Below are 14530 nucleotides of genomic sequence, written 5' to 3' on the forward strand. Positions count from 1 at the left end.
TCCAATCACTAGTTGACATTTTTTCTCTGTCGGCGTTTCAATGGCCAGCGTTTGACAAGAAGTGTCAAACCCGACACCGACATTACGACACCGCTGAGCGCAAAGGCTATGAGCCACCAGCTGTTGAAGTTTTCATGATTTTTCCAGTCCATTATGTGGAGTGACCAGAAGAAGTCATAAAATCGCCAGGTAGGGCTCCGAACGGCCGCAATGTCCCCTGTAGCCAAAGGAATGAATATCCTCACATCATCATCTGTGCTCACCTGCCATGCTGGCAATGCTCCGCGATACTCGATCGAATTCTGATTGATCTTGGCAACTGACGTAAAATCAGGCTCTCCGTCGATCCACGCCTTTTCTGCGATATTGAGGGCTTCATTCTTACCAATTTGCCTACGCGGTTTACCCGTGAGGCCATCAAAAAGATATGTCGTTTCCTTCATATCAATTACTTCGGCAACGGGTCGGTCCATCAGCATGCGGTAGCGCAATGAACGAATGGGCCCATCGATTTTCGCTGCAACAACTCTGGGAGAAACGAGCCCGTTGATATTCCCAATCGGCGGTGCCTCGAGTGATACCAAATGTTCGCTCCGTACGGTTTCGATAGGTAAAATGCTCATGACTGAGCCACTTACAAACCAGAGTAGTAGCTGCGCGCCGATGATCAGTGCGAGCCATTTATGTATTTTGCTCGCCTTAATATGAACTTTTGTCGACATCTATCCCCCGACAGCGCGCTGACTATTTTCTCTGGAACTTCATCATTCAGTTTTTTTCGGAGCACGAGAAGAAGAATGGTATCTCAAAATTTTCCAGTTATCGCCTTCACGAACCAGTACCGACGTAGCTATGCCGGTGCGCTCGATTTTACGATCATCATGCAAAACTATCACATAGTCATAGGTTTCAGTTGCAAACGCGGTATTATCAACCTGGCTTATCGAGACTGTCGGCTGCGTGAAAGTAAAGCTTTTTACATGACCTAATTCGGGACCCAAATGATGTTCCAGATAATGGAGGAATGTTCCTTCTGCCTTACCATTTTCGAATATTTGAGATTCTTCCGAAAATAGCGCCTTCATTTTTGAAGCATCAAGCTTTTGAATGGCGTCCCGGTAAGCAACTAGAACGTCTTTAGGAGAATATCCTGCAGAATTTTGCGGGTCTTCATTTTCCGCGGAGACCTCAGTTTCAAGTTGAGTGTTGCTGGATTGCGGAATGACGGCACTGGCTGGTGCAACGGCGAGTAATATTGCGTTTAAAATTATCATGTTTCTTTCCCATTGGTTATTATTTCCGGTCTTTTAGCAAAGCCCAGAACCCTTCCGGTCGCTTTGCCAAGTTTGGCTTCCTGCTCACGCCGTTCGTTCACAATAAGCCCTCCATATGATTGCAAGAATTGGAAACCAGTTGTTATCGAGAAATTCCCCTTCTCATTCTTCCCCATTCTTGTTTGAATATCCATGCCGTCCACCACGCATAAACAGAAACATCGTAATGCAAGCTAGCAGCAAGGCGCCCAGTAGCAGATATAATCCAGGGATATGGGCCTGGTGTTGGTGGGTCATCAAATAGCCGCCGACTACGATAGCGCCGAGAAAAACAACAATATAGGTGAGCGTTAACGCAAAACGGCGCGGAGCCGGTTTGTTATTTTTCATCTAACTTTCCTTTGAACGGAACCACTTGAAATCCTGCTAGAACCAGAATCGTATGCCCACGACATAATTGGTGACAGATGGATCTTCACCCGCAGCCCGCGCAAAATCGCGGCTTCCACCGAGCTTCCATTCCTGTTCGATGCCAATATAGGGCGCAAATTCGCGGGCAAATTCATAGCGCAGCCGTAACCCCACTTCCAAGCTATCCAGACCCGCTCCGACACCAAGTTCTGGGATGTCTTGGGCGGCAAGATTGACTTCTGCGCGCGGTTGCAAAATCAGGCGCTGGGTGATTTTCTGATCCAGCTCGCCCTCAATTCTGGCGGTTATATCGCCTTTATTGGATAGAAATAGCGCAGCGTCCACTTCGAAAAGATAGGGTGCCAGACCTTGAATGCCAACCACCGCGTGGGTCCGTTCTGGACCTGTCAGATCTTGTCTGATACCTGCCTGAACATCAAAAAATGGTGCGATTGCCTTACTGTAAAGAGCTTGCACTTCTGCGCTCTCTATGGCTTCGCCAAAGCTGCCTTCGCCTTCACTTTTGAACCAGAATTTTTCCAGATCACCGCCATAATAGCCCTGGACGTCCCACAAATAACCGTTTTTACCTTCCCGGGCTCGGTACTCTAGGCGGTCCCCTTGAAACCAGAATACCGGCGTGCCGCTGACGGCGCGGGCCACGCCAGCACGCGAAGCGGCCATTTCTTCTGCGCCGACATATTGATCAGCCGCATATGTGGGCCCGTCAAACGCTTCCGGGGGTGGAGGCGCATTTACGGGCAAATCTAATGGCATGTCATGACCGGCATTTGTGTCGGCCTCTTCTGACTGCTGGTTCATTTTGCCATGATCCATTTGGCTGTGATCCATTTGAGGATCACTCATGGAATCCATTTGCATATCCTGAGATGCTTCCGCTTCATCGGCGCCTTCATGCGGAAGGCCTTCATGATCCATTTCATCATGGTTGACGGGGACATCATCCTGCGCCGGTTTAGCTGTGTCCATATTATGGCCTGCATGGGGATCAGCTTCATCGGCAACCGGCTTTTCGGCAGGGTCTGCCATAGCGGGCATATTATGACCGTCATGACTTTGCGCGAACGCGACATTGGGCACTGCTGTGCTTGACAGCAGGAGAGCAATCATCATTTTCATGATTTGTCTCCATCCAGCGGGCGCACGGTGACGACCTGAAACATCCCGTTATGCATGTGATAGAGCAAGTGGCAGTGGAACGCCCAATCGCCCGGTTCATCCGCCGTGAGGTCAAATTGGGCGCTGCCGCCTGGTTGCACGATAACCGTGTGTTTCAGAGGTTGGCGATCATTTTTCGCACCGTTTACCAGTTCGAAGAAATGGCCGTGCAAATGGATAGGATGGGCCATCATTGTATCATTGACGAGCTTGACCCGAACGCGTTCATTGTAAGCGAAGCGGATGGGATCATCTGTAACGGCAGAGAATTTCTTGCCGTCAAAGGACCACATATAGCGCTCCATATTTCCTGTCAGATGGATTTCTTTGAGCCGTGTAGGCGCTCGAACCTTGTTAGGGCGCGCTGCCACAAGTTGTTTGTAGTTGAGAACCCTGTGGTCAACCTTGTCGAGACCGATGCCAGGGTCTCCCATCCGGTCAACCGGGTTCATTGATACCATATCTACACCAGGTCCGACCTTGACCGAAGGCGGCAATTTGGACGTGTCTCGCATATTCATGCCGCCCGACATATCCATATCGGCCATTGCCGCACCGGAAACGGTAGCGCCATGTGCGGAATGATCCGTCCCACCTTCGCCGTGTCCGGACATGCCCATATCAGCCATTGTAAGCAATGGTGGGTCGCGAAGCGGAGGAACCGCCGCACGCGCTCCCGGGCGACTTGCCAGTGTGGCAAGGCCCATGCCCGAGCGATCCATTGATTCAGCGGTAATTGTATAGGCTTCACTGCTTCCGGGTTCGACGATAACGTCATAAGTCTCGGCATTGCCAATCTGGAATTCGTCCACCTGAACCGGCTCGACATTCTGCCCATCGGCCGAGATGACCGTCATTGGCAGGCCTGGAATACGGATATTGAAAAACGTGGCGGCTGCCCCGTTGATGAAGCGCAGGCGCACACGTTCGCCTCTTTTAAAGAGATACTCCAGCCCGTCTTCAGGACCATGCCCGTTGAGAAGATAGGTATAGGTTGCGGCAGATATATCGCCGATATCGGTTGGCATCATCCGCATTTTAGCCCACATTCGGCGCTCCTCTGCCGAAAGGGGGTAATCATCTGTCATTGTGCGCTGGTTATAGTTAAAATAGCCTTCGCCCTTTTTCAGTTTGGCCATGATTGTATGCGGATTCATGGGTGACCAGTCAGACAGCATCACTACATAATCCCGGTCATATTCCACCGGCTCTGGTCCCTTGGGGTCAATGATGATTGGGCCATAGTGGCCCATTGGTTCCTGCAAAGTGTGGGCATGCCACCAATATGTACCTGCTTGGCGGATAGGGAATTCGTAACGGAATGTCTTGCCCGGTTCGAGCGCCGCCATTGTGACGCCGGGAACACCGTCCATTAAGAACGGAACAAGCAGCCCGTGCCAGTGAATTGACGTGCCTTCAGAACTATCATTGACCATGTCAACGACGAGGTTCTGGCCTTCCTTGAGGCGCACCAAAGGGCCAGGGATAGTGCCGTTTACGGTAACAGCCGGTCCGCGCCGACTGCCGGTCGTAAACGCGGCATCAGCAACCGTCATTTTCATATATTCGCCGGAGAGAACATCACTGCCTTTGCGGGCTAATGTGCCTCCATTGGCAGCGCGTGCCCAGCCTGGCATCGCTGCGGATAATCCTGCAGCCCCACCAAGCGCTAGCGATGAAGTAATTAATTTTCTGCGGTCGAGGGAAAGCATAAATTCTGTCCTGAATAGAGGTCTGTGTTCAACCTCATTACGCGCGCAGATGCTTTATCCCTCAAAACTTTTAGCTGCATCCCGCAATTTGTTTCGCGCGCGGTAAATTCGCGATTCAACTGCCTTTTCCGAAATGCCTAGAAGAGCAGCCGTTTCAGCCTGACTACGTTCATCATAGGTTACCAAAAGGAATGGTTCTCTCAAAGAATGGGGAAGGGTGGCAATTTTTTCTTCCATCAGAGAAAGCAACTGACGTGATTCCAGGTCGGAAGATTGATCAGGTGTTTCGTCAGCTGTTTCTAATTCGTGCTCCTGACCGCTTCCAAACTCGAAAAAACGACGCACTTTGCGCCGCCTTAAATGATCACGACATTTATTAAGCGTGATTCTGGTTAGCCATGGAGCCAACTCGCGGCTTTGGTCAAATTGACCCATTTTGAACCATGCTGCGGCCATCGCCTCCTGGACAGCATCTTGCGCTTCGTCTGAATGACGCAAGGTTCTAAAAGCAATATTAAGCAAGCGTGGACCATGGCGCTGCATTAAGACCCCAAACGCTCTTCGATCCCCCTTGGCTGATCTACTTGCAAGGACCTCGTCCTGTTCATCTGAAATTGGCTGATCCATTCCAGATTATTCAAAGAATTTCATTGCTGATCAGCAGTAAGTGCATCGCTCACATGACGGTCAAACGCAGATTGCTGATCGGGCGTTAATAGCGAACGCATTTCAAAAACATGCGAGATCGTTGCTTTTTGTAGCTCCCCCATACGGTCATGCACATCTTCTACCGCCAATGCGACTTTAGGGCCAAATTCGTGTTCTTCCTCCATAGCGGTAGCAAGTTTGCCATTGGCCGCCCGCAGGGATAGTTCCAAGGTACGGCGCTTTACCGCAAATTTATTCTCCATTTCGTCAAGGTCTTTCATTTGGGTTTCTGAAAGACGGAGCTCTTGATGAACAAACCCATGAAGGCTTGAGCTTTCACCATTTCGCGCGGACCATTTATTGGCTGCCAAAGACCCTAGAAATCCAGCAGTCAGGGCCAGAAAAATCAGGAGCGCAATGCGAAAAGGCCCCATTCTCATGGTAAAACGTGCAGCAATGTGGCTGGTGAATAGTCCGGCCCATCGCTCAAATAACTGGAGCCACTGCTCGCTATAGCTTCATCCCCCCCACTCATCACGCCGACACTAAGCGCGGTAGCCAGCATGATAGCGGCCAAGCCATTCCGGCCTCTTGCAAGCTGTTTGCGTTCGATTTGAGATACACGGGACCAAATACCGGCCTCGAAGTCTGGACCGATACCAGGTGCTCTATTATCGTTCAGATCCTCCATAATTTTACTAAACTTCTCAGTCATTCAGTTTTCCTTCCAAAACCGCGTTACTAACTACTTTACGCGCGTAGCAGATAAAACCCTCAATGAAATTTTGAGGGGTATGAAAGTTCGCTGCGTAATAGTCACATAGCAGCATCGAAACAAACTGCTAGATTTGGAGCTCAATATGCACTGGCGTTCAATCGGTTTGGTACTGCTTTTAATTCTTTCGCCAGCTTCTGCATTACAAGCGCATGAGGCTCATCGCAATAATGAGCCTGATCCCGTGGCCCAATCGAACGAACACAACGTCGCAGATGCGGGCATGCCGTCGATGCAATCTGGAGATATGCTAGATTCGCATGCCGAACATGCCCACAAGGCGGCAACCGACAAAGGCTTCGATCTCATCGATTTTCTAGGTCGCTTGCATCCTATGGCGGTTCATTTCCCAATCGCTCTTTTCCTGGTTGCCGCGTTGGCTGAGCTTATTATGATTATTAATCCTACGGCAGGTGTCGGGAGTTCGGTTCGGTTCCTCGTCTGGATCGGTGCAGCCGGCGGCATTGTGGCCGCAATTTTGGGCTGGCTCGCAGGCGGCATACGCATGAGTGATCGTTCGGAGATTTTGGGACTTCACAGGTGGACAGGCACCGGTATTGCCATAACCGGTATATTGCTCGCTTTTTTGTCCAGTGCTCCCGCAAACTCGGGCAAACGCACCGTGTTCCGGGTCGGTCTTGCCGCGGTAGCATTTGCGATTTTATTTCAAGGCTATTGGGGCGCCGAGATGTCGCTCGGTCCCAATCATATGGGAATGTGAAGGAAGAAATATGACCAAAAAACTATCTGTGAAATACATACGCCAGACGGCGAACGGCATGACGTTGGCTCTGCTGGCTGCCTGCACAACTGCTGTAAGCGCTGCGCCCATTGTCATGTATCGTGATGCTGGCTGCGGTTGCTGTTTGAAATGGGCCGATCATGCCGAAACCAATATGGACCGCGAGATAACGGTCAAAGATGAAACCAGCATGAGAGCGCGTAAAACAGCATTGGGCGTTCCGCCTAAGCTTGTTTCTTGCCATACTGCTGTTATTGACGGATATGTCATCGAGGGCCACGTCCCTGCCGCTGATATCAAGCGATTGCTCGAAACCCGCCCTGCTGGCGTTAAAGGGCTTGCCGTAGCAGGCATGCCGGTCGGCTCGCCAGGCATGGAATATCAAAATCAAACACAACCTTACCAGGTCATCGCCCTTGGCGATGATGGGCAACGTGTGTTCGCAAGCTACAATTGAGACTAATAACCAAGAAAGGAAATATCATGAGAAAAATGACAATTATCGTAAGCGCAATCGCTCTGGTTTCGAGCGGAGCAGCCATGGCGCATCAACATAAAGCCGGTGGTTCTGAGTCGCAGAAATGCGAGTTGATGAAGGATGGCAAAAAGATGGAAGGCATGATGCAAAAAGGTGCTGATGGCAAAATGTCGTGTCAGATGATGGATCATTCAAAAATGGACCACTCCAAGATGGACCATAGCAAAATGGATCAAGGCAAAGCTAAACCAGAATAGGGTCGCAGGATGGGTCCGGAGCTGCAAAGGCTCCGGGCCTTTTTCTATTTTCTCATTTTGCCAAACAAGCTGATCAGCTCCGCTATTTTCTCCTTTTGATCAGCCTTGTCGCCAGAGGTGAGGGCTTCCTGCACGCAATGATTGGTATGAGTTTCCAATATTTTCATTTTGGTGGCATGCAATGCGGCCTCCACGGCGGAAAATTGCTGAAGAATGTCGATACAGTACCGACCCTCCTCCATCATTTTGGCAATTCCGCGGACCTGGCCTTCAATCCGGCGCATCCGGTTTATTTCCTGAGTAAATTTTTCTGTCATATTTTTTCTATGCCTTATCTCAGTCAGCTTGCAATCAAAAGACTCTTCGCAAATCCAAACTTGACTAATAAACTATACCCCACTATGGTATATTTATCAACGAAAAGATGGAGTGCAAAATGTCCAATATTTCAATGGGTAAACAAATTCTTATTTGGGGGTGGACCTTGAGTCTATTCCTGCTTGCCAGCTATCTGGTTTGCATCGGCTTTGGTGTACTAGCACCGAATTGGGCGCATATGCATGAAGCTTGGGCGCCTTGGCTCCCTGGATTTGAATGGTTAACATGGCCCGGTTTTCTGGCGGGCGCTGCCGGCAGCTTTGCCTATGGGTGGTATATCGCGCTGTTTGTAGTTCCGCTAAAACGCTTTATTCAAAACAAGATTGGAAACACCGCTAATGGCTGAGGTCACTCCTTCCCCCGGTGGCCTTGCAGGCCATGACCACAGCCACGAAGGCTCTTCAGATCATGTCACAGATCCCGTCTGCGGTATGTCTGTCGAGCCGGATAAAACCGAGCATCATGCGCGTCATGATGCTCGGGATTATCATTTCTGTTCCGCCGGATGCAAAACCAAATTTGTTTCAGACCCGGAGCATTATCTCACCGGAAAACACCGTGAAGCCCAGGATAATGTGCCTGCCGGAACAATCTACACCTGCCCGATGCATCCAGAAATCCGCCAAGAAGGCCCGGGTTCCTGTCCAATATGTGGCATGGCGCTAGAACCAGAAACCTTCTCGCTCGATACTGGCCCTGATCCAGAATATATCGATATGCGCCGCCGATTTTGGGTGAGTGCGCTGTTCACCATTCCGTTGTTCATTTTCGCGATGGGCGAACTCATTCCCAACAATCCATTTGATGGATTGTTTAGTCCGGCAACCGGTCAGTGGTTGCAGCTTTTATTGGCAAGTCCCGTTATTTTATGGGGTGCTTGGCCATTTTTCGTTCGCGGCATCCAATCTGTAAAGACGATGAACCTCAATATGTTCACACTCATAGGCCTCGGAGTTGCCGTCGCTTATGGGTTCAGTGTCTTTGCTACCATTTTCCCTGATGCATTTCCCGATGCATTTCGTGGACATAACGGCAATGTCGCGATATATTTTGAAGCAGCAGCCGTCATTACCACGCTTGTTTTGCTGGGGCAGGTTCTGGAGCTTAAGGCACGCGGTCAGACATCTAGTGCGTTGCGCGCTCTTCTCGAATTAGCACCGCCTGTCGCTGTCCGTGTTAATGATGATGGTTCAGATGAAGAGATTTCGCTGGACCAGGTACAACTAGGTGACCGGTTGCGTGTTCGCCCGGGTGAGAAAGTTCCGGTTGATGGTAGCATCGCCAAAGGCTCCAGTACTATCGATCAATCTATGATTACCGGCGAACCAATCCCAGTTAGTAAAGCGGAAGGGGACGATGTCACCGGTGGCACGGTCAATCAAACGGGCAGTTTTGTGATGACGGCTGACCGGATCGGCAAAGACACTCTGCTTGCAAAAATTGTACAAATGGTTGCCGAGGCACAACGCAGTCGCGCGCCTATTCAAAAATTGGCAGATATGGTTGCAGGACTATTCGTCCCTGCCGTTGTTCTCATAGCCGTTGCGACATTTATTATTTGGGCGATCTGGGGACCGCATCCCGCTCTTGCTTATGCCTTGGTCAATGCGGTTGCGGTCCTGATCATAGCCTGCCCGTGCGCGCTTGGTTTAGCGACCCCCATGTCGATCATGGTCGGTACCGGTAAGGGTGCACAAAACGGTATCTTGATCAAAAATGCCGAAGCACTCGAAACATTAGAAAAAATCGATACCATTGTTGTCGACAAAACCGGCACTTTGACAGAAGGCAAGCCAAAGCTGGTATCCGTTGAACCGGAAACAGGTATGGACGCGAATGAGATGCTCGCATTGGTCGCAGCCATTGAAATGGCAAGCGAGCATCCCTTAGCTGCTGCAATTGTCGCCGGCGCAAAAGATCGGAAGCTCTCCTTTGAAGCAGCTACCGACTTTGGGTCTGTCACTGGCGAAGGCGTAGAAGCGACTGCAGAGAACAGGCGTGTTGCCATCGGCAATGAAAAGATGATGGAAAGGCTTGGTGCAAGCAGCGCTGACCTGATTGTCAAAGCACAGAATGGGCGGTCACAGGGCCAAACCGTGATGTTTGTGGCTGTGGACGGCAAGCCTGCTGGCCTCATCGGTGTTGCCGATCCCATCAAACCAACCACCGTTGACGCGATAAAAGCACTACACAAGGCCAATATCCGCGTTGTGATGCTCACCGGCGATGCAGAAGTGACTGCTCAAGCCGTTGGACGGCTCATTGGCATTGATGAAATTCATGCCAATGTCTCACCCGAAGACAAGCACCGGGTCATCTCCGAGCTACAAGCGGCCGGCAAGAAGGTTGCGATGGCTGGTGATGGCATCAATGATGCGCCTGCTTTGGCCAAGGCGGATGTTGGAATCGCTATGGGCACGGGCACCGATGTGGCAATGGAAAGTGCCGGGATCACGCTGGTAAAAGGTGATTTGGGCGGTATCGCCAAAGCCCGTCACCTCAGCCAGCTCACCATGGGTAATATACGGCAGAACCTGTTCTTTGCGTTCATCTATAATGGCCTTGGCGTGCCGGTCGCAGCTGGTATCCTTTATCCTTGGTTCGGTATATTATTGAGCCCGATGATCGCGGCCGCCGCGATGAGTCTTTCCTCAGTATCGGTTATCGCAAATGCGCTGCGGTTGCGTCGTCGGACCTTGTAATAGCTAATGGCAACCGAAACCTACACTCCGCCATTAGGCTATAAAATCCTGACGCCGCTCTATGATCTCGCGATCAGATATTTGACACGGGAAAATGCGTGGCGTTCGGCGCTAGCTAAGCAGATCAATCCGGTTCCAGGCGACAGGATTTTGGATGTGGGATGTGGGACCGGAAGCCTGTTGGCTATTTTGGCGGAGCATTGTCCGGAAGCGGATTTCATGGGGCTTGATCCCGATATCGAGGCGCTCGAACGGGCATCCAAGAAAATAAACGGTCCCAATATTCGATTCATTCCGGGGTTCTTATCAAAAGAAGCTTTGCCGCAGGGTTGGCAGCCGACAAAAATAACATCCAGTTTGATGTTTCATCAGGTGCCTCTTTTGAAAAAGAGCGAGATAGTTGATATCATGCGCAGCTTGCTAATGCCCGGCGGTGAACTCCACATTGCAGATTATGCAATGCAGAAATCACCGCTGATGCGCTCTGCGTTTCGAATGACGGTGCAGCAGCTCGATGGTGTCGAAGACACGAAACATAATGCTGAAGGTATATTGGAACGAATATTGGTAGCGCCGGGATATCTGACAGAAAAAACACTAAGCTTCCCGACAGCAACGGGTTCCATTTCCCTATTCAAAGCCAAGTTTCTCGCGTCGTGAAATTCGACAAAGAGCCCGAGGTTCACATAGCCACGTTCGGGTTTTTCACAGCCTTCATATGGGAAATCCTGCAAATGCCATTTTTTGATGTCGGGTCGGCAACCTATTGGGAGAAAACTCTAGGTTGCACGCGGGCAACATTTGGCGACGTGGGGATATTGGTGCTCGCCTATACGGTTGTTTCTATTTTGAACCGGAACAGGCACTGGATGCATCGCCCAACCTACTGGATGATTGGCATCTATTTGCTGACTGGGCTCGGAATAACGGTAATTATCGAACGGTTAGCTAACAATATGCCGTATGAATCGGAATGGGGCTGGCAATATAGCGAGCTCATGCCTTTGGTGCCTGGCACCGATATCGGCTTTGTTCCCATCCTAATGTGGCTGGTCATTCCTTTGATCAGCCTGTGGTTTGCCAGACGGCAACCGCGGCCATAAACTCCGCATATCTCAAAGGCTAAAATAGATGCAAAAAAGTTCATATAGCAAAAATAGTTTAACACTGGCCGGATCGGTAGCCATGGGTACCGGCGTCATGATTGGTGCTGGTATATTCGCGCTAACGGGGCAGATTGCTGAACTATCCGGGCCGCTTTTCCCGCTTGCCTTTCTGATAGGTGCCGTGATCAGCGGGTTTAGCGCTTATACCTATATTAAAGTATCCAATAAATATCCGTCAGCTGGCGGTATCGCGATGATACTCAAGAAATCATATGGCCCATCGACCGTCACAGGTGCGGCTGCCTTAATGATGGCCTTTTCGATGATCATCAACGAAAGTCTTGTTGCTAGAACTTTCGGGACATATACGCTCCAACTGTTTGACATTGGGCGTGATTCCGTGCTGGTTCCGATACTGGCCATAGGCCTGATCGTCTTCGCGTTTATCGTCAACATCGCCGGCAACAAGATTATCGGCGCCGTATCTTCGATCACCGCGATATTAAAGATTGGCGGGATATTAATCTTCTCTCTCACTATTCTCTGGGCATCCGGGTTCACGTTCGAGTTTACGCAAGCTGCGCCAAGCGAAGCAACTTCCCCGACCGGCTTTATTGCCGGGATTGCACTGGCCATATTGGCATTCAAGGGATTTACCACCATCACGAATAGCGGCGGCGAGGTTGTGGATCCTGAGAAAAACGTCGGGCGCTCCATTATGATCTCTTTGGGAATTTGTTTGCTGGTCTACATGACAGTGGCGCTCGCTGTCGGGTCCACTTTGAGTATCAGTGAAATTGCTGCCGCTAAAGATTACGCGCTAGCAGAGGCCGCGCGCCCTGCCTTTGGCGACTATGGAGTATGGTTCACGGTTGCCGTTGCCATCATCGCAACAGCATCGGGTCTTCTCGCCAGTGTCTTTGCCGTATCGCGCATGCTTGCGATGCTCACAGACATGAACTTGATCCCCCATCGCCATTTTGGAATGCCTGGTGACGTGCAAAAACACACGCTTGTCTTCACTGTTATCGCCGCAGGTCTATTGGCTGCGTTTTTTGATCTGAGCCGAATAGCATCCTTGGGGGCTATATTTTATCTGGTCATGGACATAGTTATTCATTGGGGCGTGTATCGCCATCTCAAAGACGATGTCGAAGCAAAAGGTTGGGTTTTGCTTAGCGCGATCATCCTGGATTTGATTGTCCTTGGAGCGTTCCTGACCATGAAAGCAGCTAGTGATCCAATGATCATTGCTATTTCTTTCGCTGGCATTGCCGGGTTCTTCGCTTTCGAGAAATATTATTTGTCAAACCAGCGGAGTGACGACAAGGCGGAAACCGGCATGGAAGGGCATTCCCATTGATCTGGACAATCTTGCTGGGTCTATCGATGTTTGGCATAACTGGATTTATTCACTTTCAGGTTATCCACCGGACGCACCGATGGCTCAAATCAACAAACCTGGGCAAAACGCGTAAATTGATCATTGGGCTTTATGCAGCAGCCGTCGCCCATATCTTGGAGGCTGGCCTATATGCAATTGCGTTTATAGCAGGATCCAATGCTGGCCTTGGTGGCTTTAAGCCGAGAGATATATCATCGATGGAAATTTTCTATTTCTCCTTGGTGAATTATACGTCCCTTGGCCTTGGAGATATTTATCCGACCGGACATTTGCGGTTTTTGGCGGGCGTGGAATCATTGAACGGTTTCTTGCTGATAAGCTGTTCCGCCTCACTGATTTTTATATTGATGACGGAAACCGAGACTAGTCCGGCATAATGGTTTAGGCAGATCTCTGCCGGAAAGGATTTTAGGATGATTGAAAAAACCCCCAAACGTCAAGCAAGCGGGCAGCAAGCAGCGCTTTCTCGCTGGGAAAATGAAGGTGGACCGGATGCCCGGCAGAAAGACGAGCTTCAAGATATTCCCGAACTTACCAATACGGAACTAGTCCATCTTCGTGTGCGGGTGATTGCTTTGGAAAACATCATTATTTCCCTGCTTACGCAGGCGCCAGATGAGCAGCATGAACTGATTCGGGAAATGGCTGACTTTATATCCCCCAGAGCCGGATCGACGCAGCACCCACTTACTATAGATGCGGCTTCCCATATGCGGAAATTTGTTGATCGCGCTATCCAATTTCGCGAGTTACCCGATGCCCAATTCTAATAGGAATTGCTCATCTGGAAACTCAAGATCGTTTTCTTTTCATCGCAAAGGATATCGATATATTAAGTTTGAACCGAAGTTTTTAATCGAGAAGCGAACTTACTCTTGACGGTATTCAGCAAATTCTGGACAAGCAGGGCGTGCTAAAGCAAGCGTTCTATCTTTTTTTACTCGGCTTTGCCTTAATCGGCATGGCTAGCCAATCTGTGGCTACAGACACGAGCTGTTCGTCGCATACAGAAAATCATGACGGTAACTCAGAAATGCCTGATTGCAACGAGATGGAAATGGAACACGCCGCTGGCGATCTGGATGAATCCAACGATTCTGGAGATTGCTGCGGTTCCGATTGTGCCGCAACGCAGTCATGCTCGCCAGCTTCTGTCAGTTTTATGGGAAGCTGGTCGGCAATTTTCTCTGGGATTGTTACATCCAGCGCTCAGGTGCGGTTGCCGATCGGCAATCCAGTTGGTGTCCTGCGAACGCCAGAGATCAGACCTCCCATTAATATCTGACAATAGTCTGCAAAAGCATATGCTGACTTCAATTACAGCTATGCTGCATCATTCTTTTGACCAAAATTACTCTGCCGCCCGCTACTAAAACAGGGGCTGCCGCGTATATTTTTATCACAAATTGACAAATATTCCTGCGTCGCTCGAGAGAGTCGAGCGCTGGATTTAAATGAATTGG

General features: G+C 50.1%; 20 protein-coding genes. 11 read left to right on the top strand and 9 right to left on the bottom strand.

Features of this window, described 5'->3' with window-relative positions:
• Nucleotides 1-8 precede the first annotated feature (8 nt).
• From VIN76_RS15325 to VIN76_RS15360, 8 genes are all read right to left on the bottom strand, one after another.
• Nucleotides 9-722 carry a PepSY domain-containing protein gene (locus tag VIN76_RS15325; RefSeq protein WP_332042740.1) on the bottom strand — a complete coding sequence of 238 codons (714 nt, stop codon included), beginning with the start codon at nucleotides 720-722 and terminating at the stop codon, nucleotides 9-11.
• Between the two features lie 42 nt (nucleotides 723-764).
• The gene (locus VIN76_RS15330) at nucleotides 765-1274 is read right to left on the bottom strand and encodes a YybH family protein (RefSeq protein WP_332042741.1); all 510 of its coding nucleotides are present in this window, start codon (nucleotides 1272-1274) and stop codon (nucleotides 765-767) included.
• Nucleotides 1275-1436: 162 nt separating this feature from the next.
• Nucleotides 1437-1664 (bottom strand): DUF2933 domain-containing protein, encoded by a 228-nt coding sequence (locus tag VIN76_RS15335; RefSeq protein WP_332042742.1) that lies wholly within the window; start codon nucleotides 1662-1664, stop codon nucleotides 1437-1439.
• Between the two features lie 36 nt (nucleotides 1665-1700).
• Nucleotides 1701-2825 carry a copper resistance protein B gene (locus VIN76_RS15340; protein ID WP_332042743.1) on the bottom strand — a complete coding sequence of 375 codons (1125 nt, stop codon included), beginning with the start codon at nucleotides 2823-2825 and terminating at the stop codon, nucleotides 1701-1703.
• A complete protein-coding gene (locus tag VIN76_RS15345; protein ID WP_332042744.1) occupies nucleotides 2822-4576 on the bottom strand; it encodes a copper resistance system multicopper oxidase in 1755 nt (584 codons plus the stop codon). The genes VIN76_RS15340 and VIN76_RS15345 overlap by 4 nt, the downstream gene beginning before the upstream one ends.
• A gap of 54 nt (nucleotides 4577-4630) precedes the next feature.
• A complete protein-coding gene (locus tag VIN76_RS15350) occupies nucleotides 4631-5203 on the bottom strand; it encodes an RNA polymerase sigma factor (protein ID WP_332042745.1) in 573 nt (190 codons plus the stop codon).
• A 20-nt stretch (nucleotides 5204-5223) separates the two neighbouring features.
• Nucleotides 5224-5664 (bottom strand): Spy/CpxP family protein refolding chaperone, encoded by a 441-nt coding sequence (locus VIN76_RS15355; RefSeq protein ID WP_332042746.1) that lies wholly within the window; start codon nucleotides 5662-5664, stop codon nucleotides 5224-5226.
• On the bottom strand, nucleotides 5661-5939 hold the full coding sequence (locus VIN76_RS15360; RefSeq protein WP_332042747.1) for a hypothetical protein: 279 nt from the start codon (nucleotides 5937-5939) through the stop codon (nucleotides 5661-5663). The genes VIN76_RS15355 and VIN76_RS15360 overlap by 4 nt, the downstream gene beginning before the upstream one ends.
• 145 nt (nucleotides 5940-6084) lie before the next feature.
• On the opposite strand from VIN76_RS15360, the gene VIN76_RS15365 reads away from it, so the two are divergent.
• Genes VIN76_RS15365 through VIN76_RS15375 form a run of 3 tightly spaced genes read left to right on the top strand, consistent with a single transcriptional unit; the run spans nucleotide 6085 to nucleotide 7476 of the window.
• Complete coding sequence (locus VIN76_RS15365) at nucleotides 6085-6720, top strand: DUF2231 domain-containing protein (protein WP_332042748.1); 636 nt, start codon at nucleotides 6085-6087, stop codon at nucleotides 6718-6720.
• A gap of 10 nt (nucleotides 6721-6730) precedes the next feature.
• A complete protein-coding gene (locus tag VIN76_RS15370) occupies nucleotides 6731-7198 on the top strand; it encodes a DUF411 domain-containing protein (RefSeq protein WP_332042749.1) in 468 nt (155 codons plus the stop codon).
• A gap of 26 nt (nucleotides 7199-7224) precedes the next feature.
• A complete protein-coding gene (locus tag VIN76_RS15375) occupies nucleotides 7225-7476 on the top strand; it encodes a hypothetical protein (RefSeq protein ID WP_332042750.1) in 252 nt (83 codons plus the stop codon).
• 44 nt (nucleotides 7477-7520) lie between these two features.
• Here VIN76_RS15375 and VIN76_RS15380 read toward each other — a convergent pair whose 3' ends face one another.
• Nucleotides 7521-7793 carry a metal-sensitive transcriptional regulator gene (locus VIN76_RS15380; RefSeq protein ID WP_332042751.1) on the bottom strand — a complete coding sequence of 91 codons (273 nt, stop codon included), beginning with the start codon at nucleotides 7791-7793 and terminating at the stop codon, nucleotides 7521-7523.
• Nucleotides 7794-7912: 119 nt separating this feature from the next.
• Between VIN76_RS15380 and VIN76_RS15385 the strand changes: the two genes are divergently transcribed.
• From VIN76_RS15385 to VIN76_RS15420, 8 genes are all read left to right on the top strand, one after another.
• Nucleotides 7913-8200: a hypothetical protein gene (locus tag VIN76_RS15385; RefSeq protein WP_332042752.1), complete on the top strand. Its 288-nt coding sequence runs from the start codon at nucleotides 7913-7915 to the stop codon at nucleotides 8198-8200.
• Nucleotides 8193-10556, top strand: coding sequence for a heavy metal translocating P-type ATPase (locus VIN76_RS15390; protein ID WP_332042753.1), 2364 nt, complete (start codon nucleotides 8193-8195; stop codon nucleotides 10554-10556). Before VIN76_RS15385 ends, VIN76_RS15390 begins: the two co-directional genes overlap by 8 nt.
• A 6-nt stretch (nucleotides 10557-10562) precedes the next feature.
• A complete protein-coding gene (locus tag VIN76_RS15395; protein WP_332042754.1) occupies nucleotides 10563-11216 on the top strand; it encodes a class I SAM-dependent methyltransferase in 654 nt (217 codons plus the stop codon).
• 74 nt (nucleotides 11217-11290) lie between these two features.
• On the top strand, nucleotides 11291-11659 hold the full coding sequence (locus VIN76_RS15400; protein WP_332042755.1) for a hypothetical protein: 369 nt from the start codon (nucleotides 11291-11293) through the stop codon (nucleotides 11657-11659).
• 28 nt (nucleotides 11660-11687) lie between these two features.
• Nucleotides 11688-13025 (top strand): APC family permease, encoded by a 1338-nt coding sequence (locus VIN76_RS15405; protein WP_332042756.1) that lies wholly within the window; start codon nucleotides 11688-11690, stop codon nucleotides 13023-13025.
• A 26-nt stretch (nucleotides 13026-13051) separates the two neighbouring features.
• Nucleotides 13052-13444 carry an ion channel gene (locus VIN76_RS15410; protein WP_332042757.1) on the top strand — a complete coding sequence of 131 codons (393 nt, stop codon included), beginning with the start codon at nucleotides 13052-13054 and terminating at the stop codon, nucleotides 13442-13444.
• Nucleotides 13445-13480: 36 nt separating this feature from the next.
• Nucleotides 13481-13837, top strand: coding sequence for a hypothetical protein (locus VIN76_RS15415; RefSeq protein ID WP_332042758.1), 357 nt, complete (start codon nucleotides 13481-13483; stop codon nucleotides 13835-13837).
• A 140-nt stretch (nucleotides 13838-13977) separates the two neighbouring features.
• The gene (locus VIN76_RS15420; protein ID WP_332042759.1) at nucleotides 13978-14352 is read left to right on the top strand and encodes a hypothetical protein; all 375 of its coding nucleotides are present in this window, start codon (nucleotides 13978-13980) and stop codon (nucleotides 14350-14352) included.
• The last annotated feature ends 178 nt before the right edge of the window (nucleotides 14353-14530 follow it).

The sequence above is a fragment of the Parasphingorhabdus sp. genome (assembly GCF_036568145.1).
In the GTDB taxonomy this organism is placed as follows: domain Bacteria; phylum Pseudomonadota; class Alphaproteobacteria; order Sphingomonadales; family Sphingomonadaceae; genus Parasphingorhabdus.

What these genes read in the sequence shown, in the direction of transcription:
- VIN76_RS15325 (WP_332042740.1), bottom strand. Translation starts at nt 722, where the DNA reads ATGTCGACAAAAGTTCATATTAAGGCGAGCAAAATACATAAATGGCTC.
- VIN76_RS15330 (WP_332042741.1), bottom strand. Translation starts at nt 1,274, where the DNA reads ATGATAATTTTAAACGCAATATTACTCGCCGTTGCACCAGCCAGTGCC.
- VIN76_RS15335 (WP_332042742.1), bottom strand. Translation starts at nt 1,664, where the DNA reads ATGAAAAATAACAAACCGGCTCCGCGCCGTTTTGCGTTAACGCTCACC.
- VIN76_RS15340 (WP_332042743.1), bottom strand. Translation starts at nt 2,825, where the DNA reads ATGAAAATGATGATTGCTCTCCTGCTGTCAAGCACAGCAGTGCCCAAT.
- VIN76_RS15345 (WP_332042744.1), bottom strand. Translation starts at nt 4,576, where the DNA reads ATGCTTTCCCTCGACCGCAGAAAATTAATTACTTCATCGCTAGCGCTT.
- VIN76_RS15350 (WP_332042745.1), bottom strand. Translation starts at nt 5,203, where the DNA reads ATGGATCAGCCAATTTCAGATGAACAGGACGAGGTCCTTGCAAGTAGA.
- VIN76_RS15355 (WP_332042746.1), bottom strand. Translation starts at nt 5,664, where the DNA reads ATGAGAATGGGGCCTTTTCGCATTGCGCTCCTGATTTTTCTGGCCCTG.
- VIN76_RS15360 (WP_332042747.1), bottom strand. Translation starts at nt 5,939, where the DNA reads ATGACTGAGAAGTTTAGTAAAATTATGGAGGATCTGAACGATAATAGA.
- VIN76_RS15365 (WP_332042748.1), top strand. Translation starts at nt 6,085, where the DNA reads ATGCACTGGCGTTCAATCGGTTTGGTACTGCTTTTAATTCTTTCGCCA.
- VIN76_RS15370 (WP_332042749.1), top strand. Translation starts at nt 6,731, where the DNA reads ATGACCAAAAAACTATCTGTGAAATACATACGCCAGACGGCGAACGGC.
- VIN76_RS15375 (WP_332042750.1), top strand. Translation starts at nt 7,225, where the DNA reads ATGAGAAAAATGACAATTATCGTAAGCGCAATCGCTCTGGTTTCGAGC.
- VIN76_RS15380 (WP_332042751.1), bottom strand. Translation starts at nt 7,793, where the DNA reads ATGACAGAAAAATTTACTCAGGAAATAAACCGGATGCGCCGGATTGAA.
- VIN76_RS15385 (WP_332042752.1), top strand. Translation starts at nt 7,913, where the DNA reads ATGTCCAATATTTCAATGGGTAAACAAATTCTTATTTGGGGGTGGACC.
- VIN76_RS15390 (WP_332042753.1), top strand. Translation starts at nt 8,193, where the DNA reads ATGGCTGAGGTCACTCCTTCCCCCGGTGGCCTTGCAGGCCATGACCAC.
- VIN76_RS15395 (WP_332042754.1), top strand. Translation starts at nt 10,563, where the DNA reads ATGGCAACCGAAACCTACACTCCGCCATTAGGCTATAAAATCCTGACG.
- VIN76_RS15400 (WP_332042755.1), top strand. Translation starts at nt 11,291, where the DNA reads ATGCCATTTTTTGATGTCGGGTCGGCAACCTATTGGGAGAAAACTCTA.
- VIN76_RS15405 (WP_332042756.1), top strand. Translation starts at nt 11,688, where the DNA reads ATGCAAAAAAGTTCATATAGCAAAAATAGTTTAACACTGGCCGGATCG.
- VIN76_RS15410 (WP_332042757.1), top strand. Translation starts at nt 13,052, where the DNA reads ATGTTTGGCATAACTGGATTTATTCACTTTCAGGTTATCCACCGGACG.
- VIN76_RS15415 (WP_332042758.1), top strand. Translation starts at nt 13,481, where the DNA reads ATGATTGAAAAAACCCCCAAACGTCAAGCAAGCGGGCAGCAAGCAGCG.